We start from the raw sequence: 23,528 nt of genomic DNA on the forward strand, positions 1-23,528 counted from the left end.
GAAAAGTATGAAAGTTGTTCAAACAAGCAAGGCACCACAAGCAATTGGACCTTATTCACAGGGGATTATTGTAAATAACATGTTCTATAGCTCAGGACAAATTCCATTGATGGCAAATGGGGAGCTTGTAACAGGAGATGTAACAGTACAAACAGAACAAGTATTTCAAAATTTACAAGCGGTATTAGAGGAAGCAGGTGCTTCATTTGATACAGTCGTAAAAACAACAGTATTTTTAAAGGACATGGATGATTTTAATGCTGTGAATGAAGTGTATAGCTCTTATTTCTCTACTCATAAACCAGCTCGATCTTGTGTGCAAGTAGCAAAATTACCGAAAGATGTTTCCGTTGAAATTGAAGTAATCGCCCTAGTTAAGTAACCTTTTGTAAGCGATAACCTCCACTAATCTCTATATTCAACTACTTTAAAAATTTTTATCTTAAAAATTTTTAAAAAATTAAAGGGAAAATAGAAAATTTGTGGAATTTATACAAATATATCGCTTATTTAGAAAAGGGTGGTGAACACAAGATGGAAGTGACTGACGTAAGATTACGCCGCGTAAACACAGAAGGCCGCATGAGAGCAATTGCCTCTATTACTCTAGACCATGAATTTGTTGTTCATGATATTCGTGTAATTGATGGTAATAATGGATTATTTGTAGCAATGCCAAGTAAACGTACTCCAGATGGAGAGTTCCGTGACATTGCACATCCAATTAATTCTGGTACACGCTCTAAAATTCAAGATGCGGTTTTAACAGAGTATCATCGTTTAGGCGAGTTAGAAGAGGTTGAGTTTGAAGAAGCAGGTGCTTCGTAAAATTCGAATGAAAAGGGCTTTTGACAAAAAGCCTTATAATTTTGTAGCAAACTCCTGTAAGCATTTACAGGGGTTTGTTTTTTTTGTTTTATATTTGGAAACTTCATAATTTATTAACATAAAAAGAAGAAACTACTAATTTTTTCAAAATCATTTTAAATAGTATAGCTTATTTCTTAAAAAAGATACTAAAGAGTAAAACATCTTATAAGAATTATGGTAAAATTTAATAGTTAAAATGTGTTTCTTGAAATATATGATGATTTAGGATAATATCTTTAATGGATAAATAGGTTGCGATGGAGGGTCTATATGTCAAACAGATTTGCAGTGATTCTAGCTGCAGGTAAAGGCACACGTATGAAGTCTAAGCTATACAAAGTGCTGCATCCTGTATGTGGAAAACCTATGGTACAACACGTAGTCGATCAAGTATCTCAATTAGGATTGCAGAAACTTGTAACGGTTGTTGGACATGGTGCTGAAATGGTACAAGAACAGCTAGGGAACGTAAGTGAATTTGCATTACAAGCAGAACAACTTGGTACAGCACATGCTGTAGATCAAGCTGCAAGTGTACTTGCAAATGAAGAAGGAACAACTTTAGTTATTTGTGGTGATACGCCTCTAATAACTGCTGAAACAATGGAAGCATTACTTCAGCAACATAAAGAAGCAGGAGCAATGGCGACGGTGCTAACAGCATACATAGAAGAGCCTGCTGGATATGGCCGTATTGTTCGTAATGAGAATGGTCATGTTGAAAAGATTGTTGAGCATAAAGATGCAAATGAGAAAGAATTAGCTATTAAAGAAATCAATACAGGTACGTATTGTTTTGATAATAAGGCTTTATTTGCTTCACTTTCTAAAGTTTCAAATGATAACGTGCAAGGTGAATATTACCTTCCAGATGTTATTGAGATTTTAAAAAATGAAGGTCATATCGTATCAGCTTATCAAACAGAGCAGTTCGATGAAACGTTAGGTGTTAACGACAGAGTCGCTCTATCGCAAGCGGAAATTATTATGAAAAACCGTATCAACCGAAAGAACATGGTAAATGGTGTTACAATTATTGATCCAAGTAACACTTATATTTCTGCTGATGCAATTATCGGTAGCGATACAGTTCTTCATCCAGGAACAATTATTGAGGGGAACACTGTAATTGGTTCTGATTGTGAAATTGGACCGCATACAGTAATTCGCGATAGTGAAATTGGAGATCGTACGACAATTCGACAATCTACTGTACATGATAGTAAGCTTGGTACAGAAGTATCGGTTGGTCCATTTGCACATATTCGCCCAGATTCAGTTATTGGAGACGAAGTACGCGTTGGAAACTTCGTGGAAATCAAAAAAACTGTCTTTGGTAATAGAAGTAAAGCTTCACACTTGAGTTATATCGGGGATGCACAAGTTGGAGAAGACGTGAATCTTGGTTGTGGTTCAATTACGGTGAACTATGACGGTAAGAATAAATTCAAAACTGTGATTGGTAATGGGGTATTTATTGGATGTAATTCAAACCTTGTTGCTCCAGTAACAGTTGAAGATGGTGCTTATGTGGCGGCAGGCTCTACAATTACAGAGAATGTTCCATCAAAAGCATTATCGGTAGCACGTGCACGTCAAGTTAACAAAGAAGACTATGTTGATCAATTGCTGAATAAGAAAAAATCATAATAATGTGGAGGGTTAATCTAGATGTCGACTCAATATCTAAATTCTAATTTGAAAGTATTCTCTTTAAACTCTAATAAGGAACTTGCTGAGCAGATTGCAAAGCATATTGGAGTAGGACTAGGAAAATGTTCTGTTGATCGTTTTAGTGATGGAGAAGTTCAAATTAACATTGAAGAAAGTATCCGTGGTTGCGATGTATTCATTATTCAATCTACAAGCTTCCCAGTAAACGAACATATCATGGAATTACTTATTATGATCGATGCATTAAAACGTGCATCTGCGAAAACAATTAATATTGTTATTCCTTACTATGGTTATGCGCGTCAAGACCGTAAAGCGCGTTCTCGTGAACCAATTACATCGAAACTTGTAGCAAACTTGCTTGAAACAGCAGGTGCAACTCGTGTAATCACTCTAGATTTACATGCTCCACAAATTCAAGGGTTCTTTGATATCCCAATCGACCACTTAATGGGTGTACCGATTCTTTCTGATTACTTTGAAACAAAAGGTCTTAAAGATATCGTAATCGTGTCTCCTGATCATGGTGGTGTAACTCGTGCGAGAAAAATGGCAGATCGTCTAAAAGCGCCAATCGCTATTATTGATAAGCGTCGTCCTCGCCCGAACGTTTCAGAGGTAATGAACATTATCGGTAATATTGAAGGCAAAACAGCGATTTTAATTGATGACATCATTGATACAGCTGGTACAATTACATTAGCAGCAAACGCTCTTGTTGAGAACGGTGCTTCTGAAGTATATGCTTGCTGTACACACCCAGTATTATCTGGTCCAGCAATTGAGCGTATTCAAAATTCAAACATTAAAGAGTTAGTTGTAACGAACTCTATCGTATTACCAGAAGAGAAGAAAATCGACAAAGTACATGAACTTTCAGTTGCTCCATTAATCGGAGAAGCAATCATTCGTGTATACGAAGAAGAATCTGTGAGTGTATTATTCAATTAATTGGATAGAATGAGACGTAACCAAAATTGGTTACGTCTTTTCGTATCGAAAAAAGAAAGTAGTGGTACAAGAATGAAATTGATAGTAGGACTTGGGAACCCAGGTAGAGAATATGAATTAACAAGGCATAATATTGGATTTATGGCCATTGATGAACTTGCGAAGCGTTGGAACATTTCTTTGAATGAACAAAAATTTAAAGGTGTATTTGGTGCAGGGTTTGTTAATGGAGAAAAGGTAATCTTATTAAAGCCGCTAACATACATGAATTTATCTGGGGAAAGTATTCGTCCACTTATGGATTATTATAAAATTGATGTTGAGGACTTCGTTGTTATGTACGACGATTTAGACATTCCTGTAGGTAAATTGCGTCTTCGCATGAAAGGTAGTGCTGGTGGACATAATGGTGTAAAGTCAACGATTTCGCACTTAGGAACACAAGAATTTCAACGTATCCGTATGGGAATTGATCGCCCGAAAAATGGAATGAAGGTAGTCGATTATGTATTAGGACGCTTTACATCTGAAGAGATTCCGGATGTTAACCATTCTATTGAAAAAGCAGCGGATGCATGTGAAGAGTGGCTAAATAAGCCTTTTCTTCAAATCATGAATACTTTCAATAGTTAAAAATGAGATTGGGAATATTTCTCTTTTGTTTTACCCATACTAGTAGTAATTGAATTTTTAGGAGGCTAGTATGGAAGGATATTATTATTGCAGACACTGCGGAGGTAATGTAGGCTCCATTAACGCAGAAAAAGTATATAGCGACGTTTTATTTCAACTAACGGAGCAAGAAGTAGTAGAAATGATTCATTTTCATGAGAATGGAAATATATATATAAAAACGATTTGTGAATCGTGTCAAGAAACGCTCGCATCTTATCCTGAGTATTATGAGTATGAAAAATTTCTGCAATAAAATGTTGTCGCTTTGGCATGTCCAAAGCATTTTTCTGTTTTCCTTTTCCAAAATATTTGCATAAAATAGAATGACTTGCTCTTTATGTTGAGAGGAGTTTTAAAAATGATAGGTTTATTAGAGCAATTTTATAAAAATGAAGAGATACAATCGGTTATTAATGGGTTAGAAGATGGGTTAAAAGAACAACTTATATCAGGGATGGCAACGTCTTCTCGTTCATTATTAATGGCGGCTTTATATAAAAAAACAAAAAAATCACAATTAATCGTGACACATAACTTATACCAAGCACAAAAAGTACATGAAGATTTAGTGGCGTTACTTGGTGAAAAAGATGTGTGGTTATATCCAGTGAATGAACTGATAGCATCGGAAATTGGAGTTGCAAGTCCAGAATTGAAGGCGCAACGTATAGAAGTGTTAAATCGCTTGGCTGCGGGAGAGAATGGAATCATTGTAGCGCCAGTGGCAGGATTGCGTAGATTTTTACCAATAAAAGAATTGTGGAAGCAAAAGCAAGTTGAAATCAATCTAGGGCAAGAGATTGATTTAGATGCGCTCTTGCATACTTTACATCATATTGGCTATGAACGTAAGTCGATGGTAGAAGCTCCAGGGGAGTTCAGTTTGCGTGGGGGAATATTAGATATTTATCCTTTAACTGAAGAACTACCATTTCGTATTGAATTCTTTGATACAGAAGTCGATTCTATTCGATTATTTGATGTGGATGAACAGCGTTCTCAAGGTAAAAAAGAAAACGTTAGGTTTGGTCCGGCAACAGAGTTTTTATTTTCACAGGAAGAATTAAAATCAGGAATTCAGCATCTTGAAGAAGGCTTGACTAAGACGATGCAAAAACTTTCTGATGATAAACTAAAGACTAAAGTGCTTGAGACGGTAAGTCATGAAATTGAGATGTTGAAAAACGGGCAAAGTATAGAACAGATGTTTAAATACTTATCTATTTTCTATAAAGAACCTGCTAGTCTGATAGATTATTTACCAGAAGATGGTGTTGTAATTTTAGATGAGATTTCCCGTATTCAAGAAACAGCATCACATCTTGAAACAGAAGAGGCGGAATGGTATATATCACTTCTTGGTGAAGGAACAATTATTCAAGATTTATCTTTCTCTCACCCATTCGAGGGGTTTCTTCATCATAAAAAAAGAAGTTTTGTATATTTAACGTTATTCTTGCGTCATATCGCACACACACATCCGCAAAACATTGTTAATGTAACATGTAAAACAATGCAAGATTTCCATGGACAGATGAATTTGTTAAAAACAGAAATTGATAGATGGAATGAAGGGCATTTTACGACTGTTGTACTCGGAACAGATGATGAACGTGTGAAAAAATTACAACATATTTTAAGTGATTATGATATTGAGGCAGATATTGTAGAAGGTACAGATATTTTATTGCCTGGAAGGTTACAAATTGCTGTAGGTGATTTACATGCAGGATTTGAAATGCCGATGCAAAAGCTTGTTGTCATTACTGAAAAGGAGCTTTTTCATAAGAAAGTTAAAAAATCACAACGTAAACAAAAGCTATCGAATGCTGAACGTATTAAAAGTTATTCGGAATTAAAAGTTGGAGATTATGTAGTTCATGTAAATCATGGTATAGGTAAATTTTTAGGTATTGAGACATTAGAGATTAATGGTGTTCATAAAGATTATTTAAATATTAAATATCAAGGTAATGATAAGCTATACGTTCCAATTGAACAAATTGATCAAGTTCAAAAATATGTAGGATCTGAAGGTAAGGATCCGAAAGTTTACAAATTAGGTGGGAATGATTGGAAAAAGGTTAAAACGAAAGTTGAAAAATCTGTACAAGACATTGCGGATGACCTAATTAAACTATATGCTGAGCGCGAAGCTTCAAAAGGCTATGCATATACGCCAGATACGGCAGAACAACAAGAGTTCGAATCATCTTTCCCATACCAAGAGACAGAGGATCAGTTACGTTCTATTGACGAGATTAAAAAAGATATGGAACGCGGACGCCCGATGGATAGGCTCCTTTGTGGTGATGTAGGGTATGGGAAGACTGAAGTGGCTATTCGTGCGGCATTTAAAGCGATTATGGATGAAAAACAAGTTGCAATTTTAGTACCGACAACGATTCTTGCGCAGCAACACTATGAAACAATTCGAGAGCGTTTTCAAGATTATCCAATCAATATAGGCTTATTAAGTAGATTCCGTACGAGGAAACAACAAAATGAAACAATTAAGGGCTTAAAGGATGGAACAGTAGATATTGTAATCGGAACACATCGTATTTTATCTAAAGATGTTACTTATAAAGATTTAGGGCTTCTTATTATTGATGAAGAACAAAGATTTGGTGTGACACATAAAGAAAAAATTAAACAATTGAAGGCGAATGTTGACGTATTAACATTAACGGCAACTCCGATTCCGCGGACGCTTCATATGTCTATGCTTGGTGTGCGCGACTTATCTGTTATTGAGACACCACCAGAAAATCGTTTCCCAGTCCAAACGTATGTAGTCGAGTATAATCCAGCGTTAATGCGAGAGGCGATAGAGCGAGAGCTTGCAAGAGGTGGTCAAGTTTACTTCCTATATAACCGTGTAGAGGATATTGAAAGAAAAGCAGATGAAATTTCGATGTTAGTTCCAGATGCCCGCGTAACGTACGCACATGGGAAAATGAACGAAAGCGAATTAGAGTCTGTTATGCTATCATTTTTAGAAGGACAGCATGATGTTCTTGTAAGTACAACAATTATTGAGACGGGTGTAGATATTCCGAATGTAAATACGTTAATTGTATTTGATGCAGATCGTATGGGATTATCACAGTTGTATCAGCTTCGTGGGCGTGTTGGACGTTCTAATCGTGTTGCATATGCATACTTTGCATATAAACGTGACAAAGTGCTGTCAGAGGTTGCAGAGAAGCGTCTACAAGCAATTAAAGAGTTCACGGAACTTGGATCTGGTTTCAAAATTGCGATGAGAGATTTATCTATTCGTGGAGCAGGTAATTTGTTAGGGGCAGAACAGCATGGATTTATTGATTCTGTCGGATTTGATCTATATTCTCAAATGTTAAAAGATGCAATTGAACAGCGTAGAGGAACAGATGGGGCTGAAAATATAGTTAATGTTGAAATTGACTTAGAGGTAGATGCATACTTACCAGATGCTTATATTTCAGATAGTAAGCAAAAAATTATGATGTATAAACAATTTAGAGGTGTTTCTGCAATTGAGGATATTGAAGAATTGCAGGAAGAAATGATCGATAGATTTGGCGATTATCCACAAGAAGTTGGTTATTTATTACAAATTGCAAATATTAAAGTGTTGGCAATGAAAGAACAAATTGAATTAATTAAGCAGAATAAATTTGAAGTAACATTCCTGTTTTCTGAACAAGCAAGTCAAAATATTGATGGTGGAAAATTATTCATGCTCGGAAATAGTTTTGGACGTATGATTGGTTTAGGAATGGAAGGATCACAATTGAAAATTGTTATGAAAACAAATGGCTTAGAGACATCGAAGTGGTTAACGATTGCTGAAAATTTATTAAAAGGCTTACCAGATGTAAAAAAAGAAGTAATAAATGCCTAAAATAAGATAAAAAAATACAATTCGACGTGCATAGAAGAACTAATGTGTAAAATACTATATCTAACAGTTGGTGATTTTTACATGAACAGGTAAATTCACCACTTTGATCATCAGTAGAAAGTGAGGCAGCATTAGAATGAAAGCAACTGGAATCGTACGTCGAATTGATGATTTAGGCAGGGTCGTAATCCCGAAGGAAATTCGTAGAACTTTACGTATTCGAGAAGGAGACCCACTAGAAATATTTGTTGATCGCGATGGAGAGGTAATTTTAAAGAAGTATTCTCCAATTAGTGAGCTAGGTGATTTTGCAAAAGAATATGCTGATGCTTTATATGACAGCTTAGGACATAATGTGCTTGTGTGTGATCGAGATTCTATCATCGCAGTATCAGGTGTATCGAAAAAAGAATACTTAAATAAAAGTGTTGGCGATTTAATTGAAAAAACGATGGAAGAACGAAAGTCTGTTATTATGACGGATGAAAGTGATATTTCCATTATTGATGGTGTAACAGAAAAGGTTCATTCTTATACAGTTGGACCAATTGTTGCAAACGGAGATCCGATTGGAGCCGTCATTATTTTTTCAAAAGAAGCTATTATAAGCGAGATCGAGCATAAAGCGGTTAATACTGCTGCCAGTTTCTTAGCGAAACAAATGGAACAGTAAGGGTATATTGATTTTAGAAGTAGCAATCTTTCCTAATTATGATCTTTCTTTTTGAGAAATCAATTATTTGGAGATATATGTATATTGAATGAAGGTAGCACTTTGCTACCTTTTTTCGTTGAATATTTTTAACGTGTAGGAACTCATTATTACCCGTGTTGGGAAGGGAGTTTGTTCTTTTCTTTATGATATAATACGAGAGGTGAGAATAGAAAAAGGAGTTTTCTTGTATGGAAGCGAAGAAGTATCAAGCCTTTTGGCGTGGGGCTATTATATTAACGATTGCAAGTTTCGTTACAAAAGTATTAAGCGCTTTTTACCGTATTCCATATCAAAATATAGCGGGGGATATTGGGTTTTATATTTACCAACAAATTTACCCGTTTTATGGATTTTGTTTAATTTTAGCTACTTATGGATTTCCTGTTATCATTTCGAAAATGGTTGCAGAACGATTAGAGCGGGGAAAACAAAAAGAAGCAGAAGAAATTATTTGTGTATCTTTTTGGTTCTTATTAGGAATTGGTTTTATAGGCTTCTTTACATTGTTTTTTGGGGCCGAAACAATTGCGGTAGCTATGGGCGATATACACTTAGATAAGTTACTACGTGTTATTTCATTTTCATTCTTATTGATGCCATTTTTGTCTGTAGCAAGAGGGTATTTTCAAGGATTTAATAATATGATGCCAACGGCTGTTTCGCAAGTAATAGAACAAACAATTCGAGTTTCTATTATTGTATTTTTATCGCTATTCCTAATTGCTCACGGATTTGATTTATATACAGTTGGTGCAGGGGCTATGTTAGGCTCAATTGCGGGTGGTCTTATTGGGATTATTGTACTTATATTGTATATGCGTCAAGATTTTCGTTCTATATTCTTCAAAAGTGCAGCGAGAATTAAGGGTAAAAGGAAGATAGTTAAAATCCTTTTTTGGCAGGGGTTAGCGATTTGTGTTAGTAATTTAGTGCTTATTTTTATACAGATGGCTGATTCAGTGTCCTTTTACAGCTTACTTATTGGTGTGGGAGAACAGGCTGAAAATGCAAAGGTATTAAAGGGTGTTTATGATAGAAGTATTCCGCTAATGCAATTAGGTACTGTTGTGACGACTTCTTTCTCGTTGTCACTTATTCCGATTATTACAGCGGCGAAGGAAAGAGGAGATCTTTCCTTTATTCAAGAAAAGGTAAAGTTAGCAGTGAAAATAACATGTGTTATTGGACTTGCAGCAGCTATTGGACTAACTTGTATTATTCAACCTACGAATATTATGTTGTTTGAAAACAGTGATGGATCAGATGTTTTATCTATTTTATCGTTATCTATTTTATTTAGTTCATTGTCAATTACGACAGCTTCTATTTTACAAGGATTGGGGCAAACGTTTAAGCCAGCATTATTTGTTGTATTTGGAGGTTGCTTAAAGTTAGCGTTAAATTATATATTCATGCCTTATTTGGGTGTGAAAGGTGCAGCCTTTGCGACTTTATGTGCGTTAATTATAATCTCTGGACTAAATACTTTGTTGCTTACGAGAGCTGTATCAGGGTCACTTATCAATAAGCGAAATATGTTAGGGATAGTAATTAGTGGTATCTGTATGGGATTTGTATTAATGATATTCACACGTGTGTTACAGATGTCTGGATTAGTAATTGATACGGAACATAGAGGAAGCGCGACACTTGAAGCGTTGTTAGGTGTAGCCATTGGCGGATTGACATATATGTTTTTTATTTTGAAATTACGTGTATTTACAAAAAAAGAATTAGGAACCGTTATGAAACAAGAGAAAAAAGAAGGTTCATTGAAGAAGAGTGGATAGAGGTGACTGGTTGTGAGTGGAATCATTACTATTTTAGGTTTAGGAGCTGGTGAATTAGATCAGCTAACGATGGGTGTATATCGAAAAATAAAAGAAGCAGACCATCTGTTTGTTAGAACGAAAGAACATCCAGTTATAGAAGAATTGGAGAAAGAAGGCGTACAATATACGTCTTTTGATGCTGTATATGAAGCACATGATACGTTTGAAATTGTATATGAAACAATTGCGAATAAATTGCTAGAACAAGCTGAAGGTACAGAAATTATCTATGCTGTTCCCGGGCATCCACTTGTAGCAGAAAGAACAGTTCAGCTACTGTTGGAAAAAGGAGAAGTTTCAAATGTTGAAGTGCGAATTGAGGGTGGACAAAGTTTCCTTGATCCTATGTTTGCAAGTCTAAAGATTGATCCGATTGAAGGATTCCAATTACTTGATGCTACATCATTTGAAAGAGGGCAATTAGAACTGCGTCAACATTTAATCTTTTGCCAAGTATATGATGCATTCGTTGCATCTGATGTGAAATTAACATTAATGGAGATGTTACCAGATGATTATGAAGTGTATATCGTAACAGCTGCAGGAACTTCATTTGAACAAGTAAAGAAGGTACCGTTGTACATGTTAGATCATGAAACGGAATTGAATAATTTAACGAGTGTGTACGTGCCGCCAGTTCAGGAGCGTGCGTCCTTGTATCAACAGTTTGATGTTCTTAGAGAAATTATTGCGGAACTTCGTGGTCCAAATGGTTGTCCGTGGGATAAAAAGCAAACACATCAATCATTAAAGAAATATTTAATTGAGGAAGCTTATGAAGTGTTGGAAGCAATCGATGAAGAGGATGATGATCACTTAGTAGAAGAATTAGGTGATATATTATTACAAGTTATGCTTCATGCTCAAATCGGAGAAGATGAAGGTTGGTTCTCTATAGATGATATCATTCGAACTCTATCTGAGAAAATGGTTCGTCGCCATCCGCATGTGTTTGGAAATACGGATGTAAACAGCGCTGATGAAGTGATTGCAAATTGGGAAGAAATTAAAAAACAAGAAAAAGGATTCGTGAAAGAATCTGTTTTAAATGGTGTTCCCAAAAGTTTGCCGCAGTTACTACGCGCCTATGAAATTCAGAAGAAAGCTGGTAAGGTTGGATTTGATTGGGTTGATGTGCAACCGATGATAGAGAAAGCTTTGGAAGAATGGCAAGAGTTCCAACAAGAGGTTACAAATATGGATGAGAAAAAGATGCTGGGTGAGTTTGGTGATTTACTATTTGCATTTGTTAATATAGCTCGTCATTACAAAATAGATCCAGAAGAGGCGTTACGTTCAACTAATGAGAAATTTACTGGTCGTTTTTTATACATGGAGGCAAAAGTAGCTGAAATGAATAAAGAGATGAAAGATTTATCATTAGAACAGTTAGATGTTTTATGGGAAGAAGCGAAACAGACAGAGCGTTAATAGGGGGATTTGATATGCGTCTAGATAAGTTTTTAAAAGTATCACGTTTAATTAAAAGAAGAACATTAGCGAAAGAAGTAGCTGATCAAGGAAGAATATCTATTAATGGTCAAGTGGCAAAAGCAAGTTCTGATGTGAAAGTAGCTGACGAATTAACAATTCGTTTTGGTCAAAAAATAGTGACTGTGAAAATAAATGAATTAAAAGAAACAACTAAAAAAGAAGATGCAGCAAATATGTATAGCTTAGTTCGTGAAGAAAAAGTAAAAGCGGAAGAAGGCTTGTTCTAAAATCATTTATCCCCTCATACATTACTATTAGCTAGTAAAAACCTATGGGGGGATTTACGTGAATAATGGTTACTCACCTACGTCTTCTAATCAACAAAATGTTTCTGTAGAGCATGACATTATTATGCGTGGCAGGCGTATAATTGATATTACCGGTGTGAAGCAGGTAGAGAGTTTTGATAGCGAAGAGTTTTTACTAGAGACCGTAATGGGTTTTTTAACAATTCGTGGTCAAAATTTACAAATGAAAAATTTAGATGTGGAAAAAGGTATTGTGTCGATTAAAGGGAAAGTTAATGAGATGCTGTATATTGATGAAAATCAAGGGGAAAAAACTAAAGGTTTCTTTAGTAAGTTGTTTAAATGAGCTTAACAATTCAGTTGTATACAATGCTTTCAATGATTGGAATGGGTGCTTGGATTGGAGCGTCTTTAGATACATATCAACGTTTTTTAAAGCGCCAAGAACGTAAACGTTGGCTTGTATTTATACATGATATATTATTTTGGATTGTCCAAGCATTATCCGTCTTTTATGTATTGCTTCTCGTAAATGAAGCTGAGCTACGTATATATGTGTTTTTGGCATTATTATGTGGTTTTGCGGCATATCAAAGCTTACTGAAGGCACTATACATGAAGCTGTTAAATTTTCTCATCTATATTTTTATGCAAACAACATATTTTTTTGTTCGAATTATACAGCTACTCATGATAAAACCTGTTATTATTATAGCGCAGCTATTTATTGCATTTATATTATTCTTATTTCGTATACTGCTTTCAATTGGACATGTGTTATGGAAAATGGTGATTTGGATATTACTTTTCATATGGAAAGTTTTTTTCTGGCCTGTTCGATTTATTGCTTCGCTCATATGGAAACTTCTCCCTAATCGTGTTAAACTTTTTATAGTGAAACATATAGGGTTCCTGCAATATATAGCAAAATTGAAGGGACATATCTTCCAACTATGGGAGCATATAAAAAAGAAGTTAGGGGGACCTCGGAAATGAGGGAACTGAGACAAAGAACAATCGAAAAACAGAGTCCAAATCCTGTTAAAGAGCATATAATACAAACGGATGAGAACAGGAAGCGACTTTATCGCCGTTTAGCGGTTTTTCTTGTCTTTACTTTTACAATTATTGCGAGTATTGGTGTAACGTTTTATCAACAAAACAGTTCCATTAAAGCAAAAGAAGCAAAAGTTAAGGACATGAAAAAAGAACTGGATTCATTAACGAATAAAGAAAAAAGTCTAAAAGACGAAGTTCAAAAGTTAAATGATGAAGAGTACGTATTAAAGATTGCTAGAAGGGATTATTTCTTCTCTGGTAAAGGGGAGATAATTTTTCCTGTTTCTAAGTAGAGTATGTCTTATTGACACTATATTTTAGGATTATATATAATAAAGTAAAATTTGACTTTTTAACCACTAAGGAGGAGCATTTTTTTTATGTCAATCGAGGTAGGCAGCAAGTTACAGGGTAAAGTAACAGGTATTACAAATTTTGGGGCTTTTGTGGAGCTGCCAGAGGGCTTAACGGGTCTTGTTCATATTAGTGAAGTTGCTGATAACTATGTAAAAGATATTAACGATCACTTAAAAGTGGGCGACCAAGTAGAAGTAAAAGTTATTAATGTTGAAAAAGATGGAAAGATTGGTTTATCTATCAAAAAAGCGAAAGAACGTGAAAAAACAGAAGGAGATCGTCCACGCGGTGAATACCAACGCGGTGGTGATCAACAACGTTCTGGACGTCCACAACGTAATAATCGCTCTTTCAACAGAGATAATCGCGGTGGCGGTAACGACCGAGCTCCGAAAGAAACATTTGAGCAAAAGATGGCACGCTTCTTAAAAGATAGCGAAGATCGTTTAACTTCTTTAAAGCGTAACACAGAGTCTAAACGTGGTGGCCGTGGCGCGCGTCGCGGATAATAAGGACGTTTAGTTTTTAACATATAGAGAGGTACCCAGAGTGATGGCTCAGGGTGCTTTTTTATATGTTAAAAATATTTTTAAAAAAGTTTTTGAGATGTGTTGACTTTAATTAGTATCTGATGTAAGATACTAATTGTCCGTTAAATAAGACGACATGGCGGTGTAGCTCAGCTGGCTAGAGCGTACGGTTCATACCCGTGAGGTCGGGGGTTCGATCCCCTCCGCCGCTATATTTAATTTAACGGCCCGTTGGTCAAGTGGTTAAGACACCGCCCTTTCACGGCGGTAACACGGGTTCGAATCCCGTACGGGTCATCTAAAAAGATCATGCAAATTTGCATGATCTTTTTTTGTTAAATAAATTAAGATATACAACACTTCTACAAAATCACCCTATATTTTCTGAATATTTAATTAAAATCTCAAAAATAACTTACATACCGTGTATATCTGTAGAGTTATTTCGAATAAAAAGTCGAACGATTATAAAAGTGAAAACTGTTGTTTTGACAAAAAAACCAACAATCATCTTTTATAATGACAGTAATTAAACTATGCAGGTGGTGTTAAAAATATGCCTAAAGCAGGAAGGAATACTATGAATACAAGTGCATTGGCAATGAATGAGAGTCAGCTTGGAGGAATAAAGTGGACGAGTAAGTTGCGAATGAAATTTGAGCAAGTTTTCTTTAGATGGGGATTTATTATTGTTGTTATTGGTTTTCTTTTGGGACGAGCATATATATTAACAAATATTTTACCGTTTGCACTGCCATTTTTTGCTGCTGTTTATGTTATGAAGCGGGATAAGATGCCGCTAGCATTTTTAGCTCTAATGGGAGGAGCTCTTTCGGTATCGATAGATAATTTGTTTTTTACCTTTGCATCTATCTTTACCTTCTTCATTTATAATATCTTCTTTAGTCGATTTACACGTAAAACTGTTGGACTTGTTCCATTTCAAGTATTTATCTCCGCATTAACCGCACACTTAGTTGTTGTATATTTTGCGCAACAAACTGTCACCATGTACGATTTACTCGTTAGTACCATTGAGGCTGGGCTTAGTTTCGTATTAACTATGATATTTTTACAAAGCGTCCCGCTTTTAGTGGAAAGGAAAGGAAAACAACAGGCATTAGAGACGGAAGAAATTGTTTGTTTGATTATATTACTAGCATCTGTTTTAACGGGTACAACAGATTGGTTTGTATATGATGCTTCTATTCAACATATTTTTACAAGGTATTTAGTGCTAGTATTTGCATTTATTGCAGGTGCTGCCACAGGATCCACAGTAGGGGTTGTAACAGGACTAATATTAAGTTTAGCAAATGTGTCTAGCTTGTCTCAGCTTAGCCTTCTTGCTTTCTCTGGATTGCTTGGTGGATTGTTAAAAGAAGGGAAGCGTTTAGGTGTTAGTTTAGGTTTATTAATTGGGACAAGCTTAATTACATTATATGTGGACAAACAGACAAATATTGTAACAACTTTAATTGAGTCAGGTGTAGCGATTGTTATCTTCTTATTAACACCGAAGCTTGTTTTGGATCGTATTGCTAAATTTATGCCAGGTACACAAGAGCATTCGCAAGACCAACAACAATATTTAAGAAGGATGCGTGATGTTACAGCAAATAAAATCAACCAATTTGCAAATGTATTTGCTGCTTTATCTAATAGCTTTTCTGTATATGGGTATGTAGAGGAAGAAGATAAAGAGACAGAAGCAGATTTGTTTTTGAGTACAATTACTGCGAAAACATGTCAAACATGCTTTAAAAAGGATCAATGCTGGGTAGTGAATTTTGATAAAACGTACGATTATATGAAACAAATAATGAATGAAACGGAAGAAGGAACCCTGCAACATAATCGTAAATTAGTTCGTGAGTGGGACAAGCATTGTGTGAGAGGGAAAAAAGTGACGGATTTAGTAGCGGGTGAATTAGATCACTTCTATGAGGGACAAAAATTACGAAAACAAATGAAGGAAAATCGTAGAATAGTAGCGGAGCAACTATTAGGTGTATCAAAGGTTATGGAGGATTTTGCTAAGGAGATACAACGAGAGCGTGAAAATCATCAAGTGCAGGAAGAACAGATTATGCAAGCATTCCGTGATTTTGGTGTCGAAGTAGAGCATGTTGATATTTATTGTTTAGATAGAGGAAGTATTGATATTGAAATGTTAATTCCAGTTGCATCTAATGAACATGGTGAATGTGAAAAGTTAGTTGCACCGATGCTTTCGGATATCCTTAAAGAAAATATTGTCGTTAAACATGAAGAAAAGTCTTCTTATCCAAATGGCCATAGTTTAATATCATTTGGTTCGGCGAAGACGTATTCTCTTGATACAGGATTGGCTACAGCTGCAAAAGGCGGTGGATTTGTTTCGGGTGACTCTTATGCGATGATGGATTTAAGTGTTGGTAAATATGCACTTGCAATTAGTGATGGTATGGGGAATGGGCAAAGGGCTCATATGGAAAGTAAGGAAACGGTGAAATTATTACAAAAAATACTCCAATCGGGCATTGATGAAGAAATAGCAATTAAGTCTATCAATTCAATTCTTTCTTTGAGAACGACAGAAGAGATGTTTACGACGTTAGATTTAGCTATGGTAGATTTGCGGGATGCGAGTGCAAGGTTTTTAAAGATTGGATCGACGCCGAGTTTTGTTAAACGCGCAAATAATATTTTGAAAATTGAAGCAAGTAATTTGCCGATGGGAATCATTGAAGATGTTGAAGTTGATGTGGTGGGTGAACAATTAAAAACGGGCGATATTCTTATTATGATGAGCGATGGGATTTTTGAGGGAGCGCAGCATGTGGAGAATCATGAATTGTGGATGAAACGAAAAATTAAAGAATTGCAAACCGAAGACCCGCAAGAAATTGCTGATATCATTATGGAAGAAGTGATTCGCTCTTGTGATGGTTATATAAATGATGATATGACTATTGTAGTGGCAAAAGTGAAGAAAAATATGCCGAAGTGGGCTACGATTCCGATTGTAGGAATGCAGGCGCAGTAAAATGTAAGTGGAATGTTTATCTATAATTTGATTTTAAAAACCTAGGTGAATACCTAGGTTTTTTTGTGGAAAAAGGTAATGTTATTAATTTTGTGAATATACACGGAGGATGTAAGATAAAAATGTAATTTTTGTATATCTTTTTTTTGCACAATGTTTGTAAAAGTTGTACCATTGTAGACAAGGCAACTAACGTTGCTGTTCTTGTTTAATGAAAGGTGATTACGAAGTTGAAAGATACATTTGTTGAAAAAGTAGATGACTTTGTAAAGCAGCATGATGTATTAAAGAATGATTCAACGATTGTTGTGGGAGTTTCTGGTGGTCCTGACTCGTTAGCGCTTTTATATTATTTATTAGAAAAAAGAGCGGAAAAACAGTTGGAAATTGTAGTAGCTCATGTGGATCATATGTTTAGAGGTGATGAATCTCATGAGGATTTACGGTTTGTGCAGGGCCTTTGTGAAGAACTGGGAATTATTTGTGAAACGATAAGGATTAATGTATCACAATATCAACAGCAATACGGAATGAATGCACAGGTTGCTGCTAGAGAATGCAGATATGCATTTTTGGAAAGAATAATGAAGAAATATGATGCAAGATATGTTGCTCTTGGACATCATGGAGATGATCAAGTCGAGACAATTTTAATGCGTCTTGTAAGAGGGAGTACTCCGAAAGGATATGCAGGAATTGCAGTGAAGCGTCCTTTTCATAATGGGTATTTAATTAGGCCGTTACTTGGGGTAACGAAGGAAGAAATTGTTGATTACTGTAATAAGCTAAATTTAATGCCACGTATAGATCCGAGTAATAAAAAGGAAGTATATACAAGGAATCGATTACGTAAATATGTCCTTCCTCATTTGAAAGAAGAAAATCCACAAGTGCATGAGAAATTCCAAAAATTTAGCATGCAGATGCAAGAGGATGAGGCTTATTTGCAGGAATTAGCTTTTGAGAAAATGAATAAAGTAATTACAAAAAAAAGTGATAAACAAATTAGCTTATCAATTCCTGCCTTTGAATCCATGTCTATGCCTTTACAAAGAAGAGGGATTCAACTAATATTAAACTATCTTTATGAATATAAGATTCCATCTTCTCTTTCTTCCATACATATTGACAAGGTGATTGAGTTTTTTAAGCGGACACAACCTTCAGGTTCACTTGATTTTCCAGGTGATTTGAAAATTGTTCGTACATACGAGGAGTGTAGCTTTAGATTTAAACAAGAAATTGTTTCTCCTTTTTTACAAGATTTATCAGTACCCGGGACCATTACGCTATTGAACGGGGATGAATTTGTAACAGAGGTGAGCGAAGATATACCAAGTAACATGAATGAAACAGTATTTGTTGCTAAGTATAATGATATATCATATCCACTTCGTATTCGTTCTAGGGAAAATGGAGATCGCATGTCAATACAAGGTATGAATGGCACGAAAAAGATAAAAGCTATTTTTATCGAAGCAAAAGTACCGAAAGAAAAAAGAGAAGAATGGCCGGTCGTTTGTGATGCAAGTGGGACCATTATTTGGGTACCCTTGTTGAAGCGATCTGCATTTGCAATTTCGAAAGAGATGGCAAAGAAGGATAAATATATGATTATTCACTACAAAAGCAAGGAGTCTTCCGGGAGGATAATGAAATGATGAATCAAGATATCGAAAAAGTATTAATTTCTGAAGAGCAAATACAAGAAAAGGTGCGCGAACTAGGTGCAATTGTTGCAGAGGATTATAAAAACACAGTACCTCTTGCAATTGGTGTATTAAAAGGCGCAATGCCATTCATGGCAGATTTATTAAAGAGAACAGATACATATCTTGAAATGGATTTTATGGCTGTATCTAGTTACGGTCACTCTACAGTTTCAACAGGCGAAGTGAAAATTTTAAAAGATCTTGATACTTCTGTAGAAGGTCGCGATATTTTAATCGTCGAAGATATTATTGATAGTGGTCTTACACTAAGCTACTTAGTAGACTTATTCAAATATCGTAAAGCGAAGTCTGTAAAAATTGTTACATTATTAGATAAGCCAACAGGCCGTAAGGTTGATCTGAAAGCGGATTATGTTGGATTTACTGTTCCACATGAATTTGTAGTAGGATATGGATTAGATTATAAAGAGCAGTACCGTAATCTTCCTTATGTAGGCGTATTAAAACCAAGCGTTTACTCAAATTAATTAAATATAGGCTTCACAATTGTATAGGAAAGTTTTTCTATGTTACGATTTACTATAGTGTTTATGCCGTGAGAGGAGGTTAGGAATGAATCGTATCTTCCGTAATACCATCTTTTATTTACTGATATTCTTAGTAGTAATTGGAATCGTGAGCTATTTTAATGGTTCGACACAAAAAACGACATCAGTTAGCTACGACAAATTCATTACTAAACTAGAAAGCGGTGAAGTGCGTAATGTGCAACTTCAACCGAAAAATGGTGTATTTGAGGTAAAAGGACAATTTAATAACTCTAGCCAAGGAGAACAATTTGTTACTTATGCACCAAATACTGAGGAATTACAAAAGAAAATTAATGATAAAGCGAAAGGTGCCGAAGTTAAGTATCAACCAGCAGAAGAAACAAGTGCTTGGGTAACATTCTTTACTTCAATCATTCCATTTGTCATCATCTTCATTTTATTCTTCTTCTTATTAAACCAAGCTCAAGGCGGTGGTAGCCGTGTTATGAACTTCGGGAAAAGTAAGGCGAAGTTATATAATGATGAAAAGAAAAAAGTTCGTTTCAGAGATGTTGCTGGTGCGGATGAAGAGAAACAAGAACTTGTTGAGGTAGTTGAATTCTTGAAAGACCCTCGTAAGTTCTCTGAAGTTGGTGCTCGTATTCCAAAGGGTGTCCTATTAGTTGGACCTCCAGGTACAGGTAAAACTTTATTAGCACGTGCTGTTGCAGGTGAGGCTGGCGTTCCATTCTTCTCTATCAGTGGTTCTGACTTCGTAGAGATGTTTGTGGGTGTCGGTGCATCACGTGTACGTGATTTATTTGAAAATGCAAAGAAAAATGCTCCTTGTATCATTTTCATTGATGAAATTGATGCAGTAGGGCGTCAACGTGGCGCAGGTCTTGGTGGTGGCCATGATGAGCGTGAGCAAACGTTGAACCAATTACTTGTTGAAATGGATGGATTCGGTGCAAACGAAGGTATTATTATCATCGCTGCGACAAACCGTCCTGATATTCTTGATCCAGCATTATTACGTCCAGGTCGTTTTGACCGTCAAATTACAGTAGATCGTCCAGATGTAAATGGCCGTGAAGCTGTACTGAAGGTGCATGCTCGTAATAAACCGCTTGATGAAAATATCAACTTAAGAGCAATTGCAACTCGTACGCCAGGATTCTCTGGTGCTGATCTTGAAAACTTATTAAACGAAGCTGCTTTAGTAGCTGCGCGTCAAGATAAGAAGAAAATTGATATGAGTGACATTGATGAAGCAACGGATCGCGTTATTGCAGGTCCGGCTAAGAAAAGTCGTGTTATCTCTGAAAAAGAACGTAATATCGTTGCTTTCCATGAAGCGGGTCATACTGTAATTGGTGTTGTTCTTGATGAAGCTGATGTCGTTCATAAAGTAACAATTGTCCCTCGTGGTCAAGCTGGTGGATATGCAGTAATGCTTCCGAAAGAAGATCGTTACTTCATGACAAAGCCAGAGTTACTTGATAAAATCACTGGTTTACTTGGTGGTCGAGTAGCTGAGGAGATTGTATTTGGTGAAGTGAGTACAGGTGCTCACAACGACTTCCAACGTGCGACGGGCATTGCAAGACGTATGGTTACAGAATTCGGTATGAGTGATAAGCTTGGACCAATGCAATTTGGTAGTTCGCAAGGTGGTCAAGTGTTCTTAGGAAGAGACTTCCATTCAGAGCAAAACTACAGTGATGCAATTGCACACGATATCGATGTAGAAATGCAAACGATTATGAAAGAATGTTATGCTCGTGCAAAAGACATTCTTACTGAAAATCGTGATAAGCTAGATCTTATTGCAAAAACGTTACTTGAAGTAGAAACGTTAGATGCTGAGCAAATCAATCATTTATGTGATTACGGCAGATTGCCAGAACGTCCAACATCTTCAGATGATGTGAAAGTAAACATCAACATGAAGAAAGACGATGAAGATAAAGAAGATAAGTAAGAAACGAAGGAGTGACTATCGTCACTCCTTTTTTGTTTGTTAAAACCTTTGTTAATTACTATTGAGAACTTAGTGGATAAAGTAATTTAAGTAAAACTAGTATTAAAAATTGAAATAGAGAGCAATCTTTTTGTAAAATGATGAGGATAGGAAAGCTGATTATATAAGTATGTGTGATATGATGTTTTTATAAGTTTTATACATACTGCACAAATATAGATTAAATAAGATAAGTGGTGAGAATATGATTTTTGTATTGGATGTAGGGAACACAAATGCTGTACTAGGTGTGTTTGAAGAGGGGGAACTTCGTCAGCATTGGCGCATGGAAACAGATCGTCATAAGACAGAAGATGAATATGGAATGCTTGTAAAGCAATTGCTTGAGCATGAAGGTCTTTCGTTTGAAGATGTGAAAGGTATTATTGTGTCTTCAGTCGTACCACCAATTATGTTTGCTTTAGAGCGCATGTGTGAAAAATATTTTAAAATTAAACCGCTTGTAGTAGGGCCTGGGATAAAAACAGGGCTAAATATTAAATATGAAAATCCGCGTGAAGTAGGCGCAGACCGAATTGTAAATGCAGTAGCAGGAATCCACTTATATGGAAGTCCGCTTATTATTGTTGATTTTGGTACGGCTACTACATATTGTTATATTAACGAAGAAAAGCATTATATGGGTGGAGTTATTACGCCAGGAATTATGATTTCAGCAGAGGCTTTATATAGCAGAGCAGCAAAACTTCCTCGTATCGAAATTACAAAACCAAGCAGTGTAGTTGGGAAAAATACAGTAAGTGCGATGCAATCGGGTATTCTTTATGGTTATGTTGGACAAGTGGAAGGTATTGTTAAGCGTATGAAAGAAGAAGCTAGACAAGAACCTAAAGTTATTGCAACAGGTGGATTAGCAAAATTAATTTCCGAAGAATCGAATGTAATTGATATTGTAGATCCATTTTTAACGTTAAAAGGTTTATACATGTTATATGAACGTAATGCAAATTTACAGCATGAGAAAGGTGAATAAATACGTATGAAAGATTATTTAGTAAAAGCGTTAGCGTTTGATGGAGAAGTGCGTGCGTATAGTGTACGTACAACAAATACAGTAAGTGAGGCGCAAAGACGTCATGATACATGGAGAACAGCTTCAGCGGCACTAGGGCGTTCTTTAACTGCGGGTACAATGATGGGCGCAATGTTAAAAGGTGAGCAAAAGTTAACGATTAAGGTAGAAGGTAACGGTCCGATTGGTCCTATCTTAGTAGATGCTCATGCAAATGGAGATGTACGTGGTTATGTAACGAATCCGCATGTTGATTTTGAAGGAACAGAACAAGGGAAGTTACGTGTATATCAAGCGGTAGGTACAGAGGGGTTTGTAACTGTAATTAAAGATATTGGAATGCGTGAGCCGTTTATTGGTCAATCTCCAATCGTTTCAGGAGAATTAGGAGAAGACTTTACGTATTATTTTGCAGTTTCTGAACAAACGCCTTCTTCTGTAGGTGTTGGTGTTCTTGTAAATGGAGATGATAGCATATTAGCGGCAGGTGGATTCATCCTTCAAATTATGCCGGGTGCGCAAGATGAAACGATTTCATTTATTGAAGACCGTTTACAAAAGATTCCACCTGTATCAACGTTGATTGAACAAGGACTTTCTCCGGAAGAGCTACTATATGCAGTTCTTGGAGAAGATAAAGTAAAAGTATTAGAAACAATGGATGTTCAATTTAATTGCACATGCTCACGCGAGCGTATTGAGAGTGTATTAATTAGTTTAGGTAAAACAGAGTTAGAGCAAGTTCGTGAAGAAGAGGAAGAGACAGAAGTTCACTGTCATTTCTGTAATGAACGATACAAGTTCTCTAAAGAAGATATTACAAATTTAATCGAGAATTTGTAATAAGGGAATTAAGAGGAGCAATCCTCCAAATGAATTGACAAACAGGGAATTTTCTGACAAAATCTAAATATAGATAAAACCAATAAAAATACTCGGTGTTAGGA

The 23,528-nt window shown here is 35.9% G+C and carries 21 protein-coding genes and 2 tRNA genes; all 23 read left to right on the top strand.

Features of this window, described 5'->3' with window-relative positions:
* The first annotated feature begins 7 nt into the window (after positions 1–7).
* The 23 genes from AU379_RS27960 (at position 8) to hslO (ending at position 23,424) form a co-directional block, all read left to right on the top strand.
* Entirely contained in the window at positions 8–382 is a 375-nt protein-coding gene (locus AU379_RS27960; protein WP_000869811.1) for a RidA family protein, read from the top strand.
* Between the two features lie 152 nt (positions 383–534).
* Positions 535–828: a septation regulator SpoVG gene (spoVG, locus tag AU379_RS27965; RefSeq protein WP_000454041.1), complete on the top strand. Its 294-nt coding sequence runs from the start codon at positions 535–537 to the stop codon at positions 826–828.
* Positions 829–1,140: 312 nt separating this feature from the next.
* Positions 1,141–2,520, top strand: coding sequence for a bifunctional UDP-N-acetylglucosamine diphosphorylase/glucosamine-1-phosphate N-acetyltransferase GlmU (glmU, locus tag AU379_RS27970; RefSeq protein ID WP_000071039.1), 1,380 nt, complete (start codon positions 1,141–1,143; stop codon positions 2,518–2,520).
* Positions 2,521–2,541: 21 nt separating this feature from the next.
* Positions 2,542–3,495, top strand: coding sequence for a ribose-phosphate diphosphokinase (locus AU379_RS27975; protein ID WP_000107420.1), 954 nt, complete (start codon positions 2,542–2,544; stop codon positions 3,493–3,495).
* A 72-nt stretch (positions 3,496–3,567) separates the two neighbouring features.
* Complete coding sequence (gene pth / locus AU379_RS27980) at positions 3,568–4,128, top strand: aminoacyl-tRNA hydrolase (RefSeq protein ID WP_000767702.1); 561 nt, start codon at positions 3,568–3,570, stop codon at positions 4,126–4,128.
* Positions 4,129–4,198: 70 nt separating this feature from the next.
* Positions 4,199–4,423 carry an anti-sigma-F factor Fin family protein gene (locus AU379_RS27985; RefSeq protein ID WP_000399438.1) on the top strand — a complete coding sequence of 75 codons (225 nt, stop codon included), beginning with the start codon at positions 4,199–4,201 and terminating at the stop codon, positions 4,421–4,423.
* 105 nt (positions 4,424–4,528) lie between these two features.
* The gene (gene mfd, locus AU379_RS27990; protein WP_000579678.1) at positions 4,529–8,059 is read left to right on the top strand and encodes a transcription-repair coupling factor; all 3,531 of its coding nucleotides are present in this window, start codon (positions 4,529–4,531) and stop codon (positions 8,057–8,059) included.
* A 136-nt stretch (positions 8,060–8,195) separates the two neighbouring features.
* Positions 8,196–8,732: a stage V sporulation protein T gene (spoVT, locus tag AU379_RS27995; RefSeq protein WP_000648302.1), complete on the top strand. Its 537-nt coding sequence runs from the start codon at positions 8,196–8,198 to the stop codon at positions 8,730–8,732.
* Between the two features lie 230 nt (positions 8,733–8,962).
* A complete protein-coding gene (locus AU379_RS28000) occupies positions 8,963–10,564 on the top strand; it encodes an oligosaccharide flippase family protein (RefSeq protein ID WP_000387592.1) in 1,602 nt (533 codons plus the stop codon).
* 12 nt (positions 10,565–10,576) lie between these two features.
* Entirely contained in the window at positions 10,577–12,037 is a 1,461-nt protein-coding gene (gene mazG, locus AU379_RS28005; protein ID WP_000014241.1) for a nucleoside triphosphate pyrophosphohydrolase, read from the top strand.
* A gap of 14 nt (positions 12,038–12,051) precedes the next feature.
* A complete protein-coding gene (locus tag AU379_RS28010; protein ID WP_001234876.1) occupies positions 12,052–12,327 on the top strand; it encodes an RNA-binding S4 domain-containing protein in 276 nt (91 codons plus the stop codon).
* 58 nt (positions 12,328–12,385) lie between these two features.
* Positions 12,386–12,694, top strand: a complete 309-nt coding sequence (gene yabP, locus AU379_RS28015; RefSeq protein ID WP_001059104.1) for a sporulation protein YabP — start codon at positions 12,386–12,388, stop codon at positions 12,692–12,694.
* A complete protein-coding gene (gene yabQ, locus AU379_RS28020; protein WP_000059777.1) occupies positions 12,691–13,344 on the top strand; it encodes a spore cortex biosynthesis protein YabQ in 654 nt (217 codons plus the stop codon). The genes yabP and yabQ overlap by 4 nt, the downstream gene beginning before the upstream one ends.
* Positions 13,341–13,700 (top strand): cell division protein DivIC, encoded by a 360-nt coding sequence (divIC, locus tag AU379_RS28025; protein WP_001208738.1) that lies wholly within the window; start codon positions 13,341–13,343, stop codon positions 13,698–13,700. The genes yabQ and divIC overlap by 4 nt, the downstream gene beginning before the upstream one ends.
* An 87-nt stretch (positions 13,701–13,787) precedes the next feature.
* Positions 13,788–14,273, top strand: coding sequence for a S1 domain-containing RNA-binding protein (locus AU379_RS28030; protein ID WP_000021451.1), 486 nt, complete (start codon positions 13,788–13,790; stop codon positions 14,271–14,273).
* A 159-nt stretch (positions 14,274–14,432) separates the two neighbouring features.
* Positions 14,433–14,506 (top strand) — tRNA-Met (locus AU379_RS28035).
* A gap of 13 nt (positions 14,507–14,519) precedes the next feature.
* Positions 14,520–14,591, top strand: a tRNA-Glu gene (locus AU379_RS28040).
* Between the two features lie 259 nt (positions 14,592–14,850).
* Positions 14,851–17,322 carry a stage II sporulation protein E gene (gene spoIIE / locus AU379_RS28045; protein ID WP_001123552.1) on the top strand — a complete coding sequence of 824 codons (2,472 nt, stop codon included), beginning with the start codon at positions 14,851–14,853 and terminating at the stop codon, positions 17,320–17,322.
* Positions 17,323–17,552: 230 nt separating this feature from the next.
* Entirely contained in the window at positions 17,553–18,983 is a 1,431-nt protein-coding gene (gene tilS, locus AU379_RS28050) for a tRNA lysidine(34) synthetase TilS (protein WP_057528123.1), read from the top strand.
* Positions 18,980–19,522 carry a hypoxanthine phosphoribosyltransferase gene (gene hpt, locus AU379_RS28055; RefSeq protein ID WP_000981844.1) on the top strand — a complete coding sequence of 181 codons (543 nt, stop codon included), beginning with the start codon at positions 18,980–18,982 and terminating at the stop codon, positions 19,520–19,522. Before tilS ends, hpt begins: the two co-directional genes overlap by 4 nt.
* Positions 19,523–19,607: 85 nt before the next feature.
* On the top strand, positions 19,608–21,509 hold the full coding sequence (gene ftsH, locus AU379_RS28060; protein WP_001079672.1) for an ATP-dependent zinc metalloprotease FtsH: 1,902 nt from the start codon (positions 19,608–19,610) through the stop codon (positions 21,507–21,509).
* Between the two features lie 244 nt (positions 21,510–21,753).
* Positions 21,754–22,542 (top strand): type III pantothenate kinase, encoded by a 789-nt coding sequence (locus tag AU379_RS28065; RefSeq protein WP_000578368.1) that lies wholly within the window; start codon positions 21,754–21,756, stop codon positions 22,540–22,542.
* A gap of 6 nt (positions 22,543–22,548) precedes the next feature.
* Complete coding sequence (gene hslO, locus AU379_RS28070) at positions 22,549–23,424, top strand: redox-regulated molecular chaperone HslO (protein WP_000656372.1); 876 nt, start codon at positions 22,549–22,551, stop codon at positions 23,422–23,424.
* The last annotated feature ends 104 nt before the right edge of the window (positions 23,425–23,528 follow it).

It is taken from the genome of Bacillus sp. JH7, assembly GCF_001563515.1.
GTDB classification, from domain to species: domain Bacteria; phylum Bacillota; class Bacilli; order Bacillales; family Bacillaceae_G; genus Bacillus_A; species Bacillus_A cereus.

Excerpts from the sequence above, each read along its gene's own strand:
- AU379_RS27960 (WP_000869811.1), top strand. The coding sequence starts at position 8 with ATGAAAGTTGTTCAAACAAGCAAGGCACCACAAGCAATTGGACCTTAT.
- spoVG (WP_000454041.1), top strand. The coding sequence starts at position 535 with ATGGAAGTGACTGACGTAAGATTACGCCGCGTAAACACAGAAGGCCGC.
- glmU (WP_000071039.1), top strand. The coding sequence starts at position 1,141 with ATGTCAAACAGATTTGCAGTGATTCTAGCTGCAGGTAAAGGCACACGT.
- AU379_RS27975 (WP_000107420.1), top strand. The coding sequence starts at position 2,542 with ATGTCGACTCAATATCTAAATTCTAATTTGAAAGTATTCTCTTTAAAC.
- pth (WP_000767702.1), top strand. The coding sequence starts at position 3,568 with ATGAAATTGATAGTAGGACTTGGGAACCCAGGTAGAGAATATGAATTA.
- AU379_RS27985 (WP_000399438.1), top strand. The coding sequence starts at position 4,199 with ATGGAAGGATATTATTATTGCAGACACTGCGGAGGTAATGTAGGCTCC.
- mfd (WP_000579678.1), top strand. The coding sequence starts at position 4,529 with ATGATAGGTTTATTAGAGCAATTTTATAAAAATGAAGAGATACAATCG.
- spoVT (WP_000648302.1), top strand. The coding sequence starts at position 8,196 with ATGAAAGCAACTGGAATCGTACGTCGAATTGATGATTTAGGCAGGGTC.
- AU379_RS28000 (WP_000387592.1), top strand. The coding sequence starts at position 8,963 with ATGGAAGCGAAGAAGTATCAAGCCTTTTGGCGTGGGGCTATTATATTA.
- AU379_RS28010 (WP_001234876.1), top strand. The coding sequence starts at position 12,052 with ATGCGTCTAGATAAGTTTTTAAAAGTATCACGTTTAATTAAAAGAAGA.
- yabQ (WP_000059777.1), top strand. The coding sequence starts at position 12,691 with ATGAGCTTAACAATTCAGTTGTATACAATGCTTTCAATGATTGGAATG.
- divIC (WP_001208738.1), top strand. The coding sequence starts at position 13,341 with ATGAGGGAACTGAGACAAAGAACAATCGAAAAACAGAGTCCAAATCCT.
- AU379_RS28030 (WP_000021451.1), top strand. The coding sequence starts at position 13,788 with ATGTCAATCGAGGTAGGCAGCAAGTTACAGGGTAAAGTAACAGGTATT.
- spoIIE (WP_001123552.1), top strand. The coding sequence starts at position 14,851 with ATGCCTAAAGCAGGAAGGAATACTATGAATACAAGTGCATTGGCAATG.
- hpt (WP_000981844.1), top strand. The coding sequence starts at position 18,980 with ATGATGAATCAAGATATCGAAAAAGTATTAATTTCTGAAGAGCAAATA.
- ftsH (WP_001079672.1), top strand. The coding sequence starts at position 19,608 with ATGAATCGTATCTTCCGTAATACCATCTTTTATTTACTGATATTCTTA.
- AU379_RS28065 (WP_000578368.1), top strand. The coding sequence starts at position 21,754 with ATGATTTTTGTATTGGATGTAGGGAACACAAATGCTGTACTAGGTGTG.
- hslO (WP_000656372.1), top strand. The coding sequence starts at position 22,549 with ATGAAAGATTATTTAGTAAAAGCGTTAGCGTTTGATGGAGAAGTGCGT.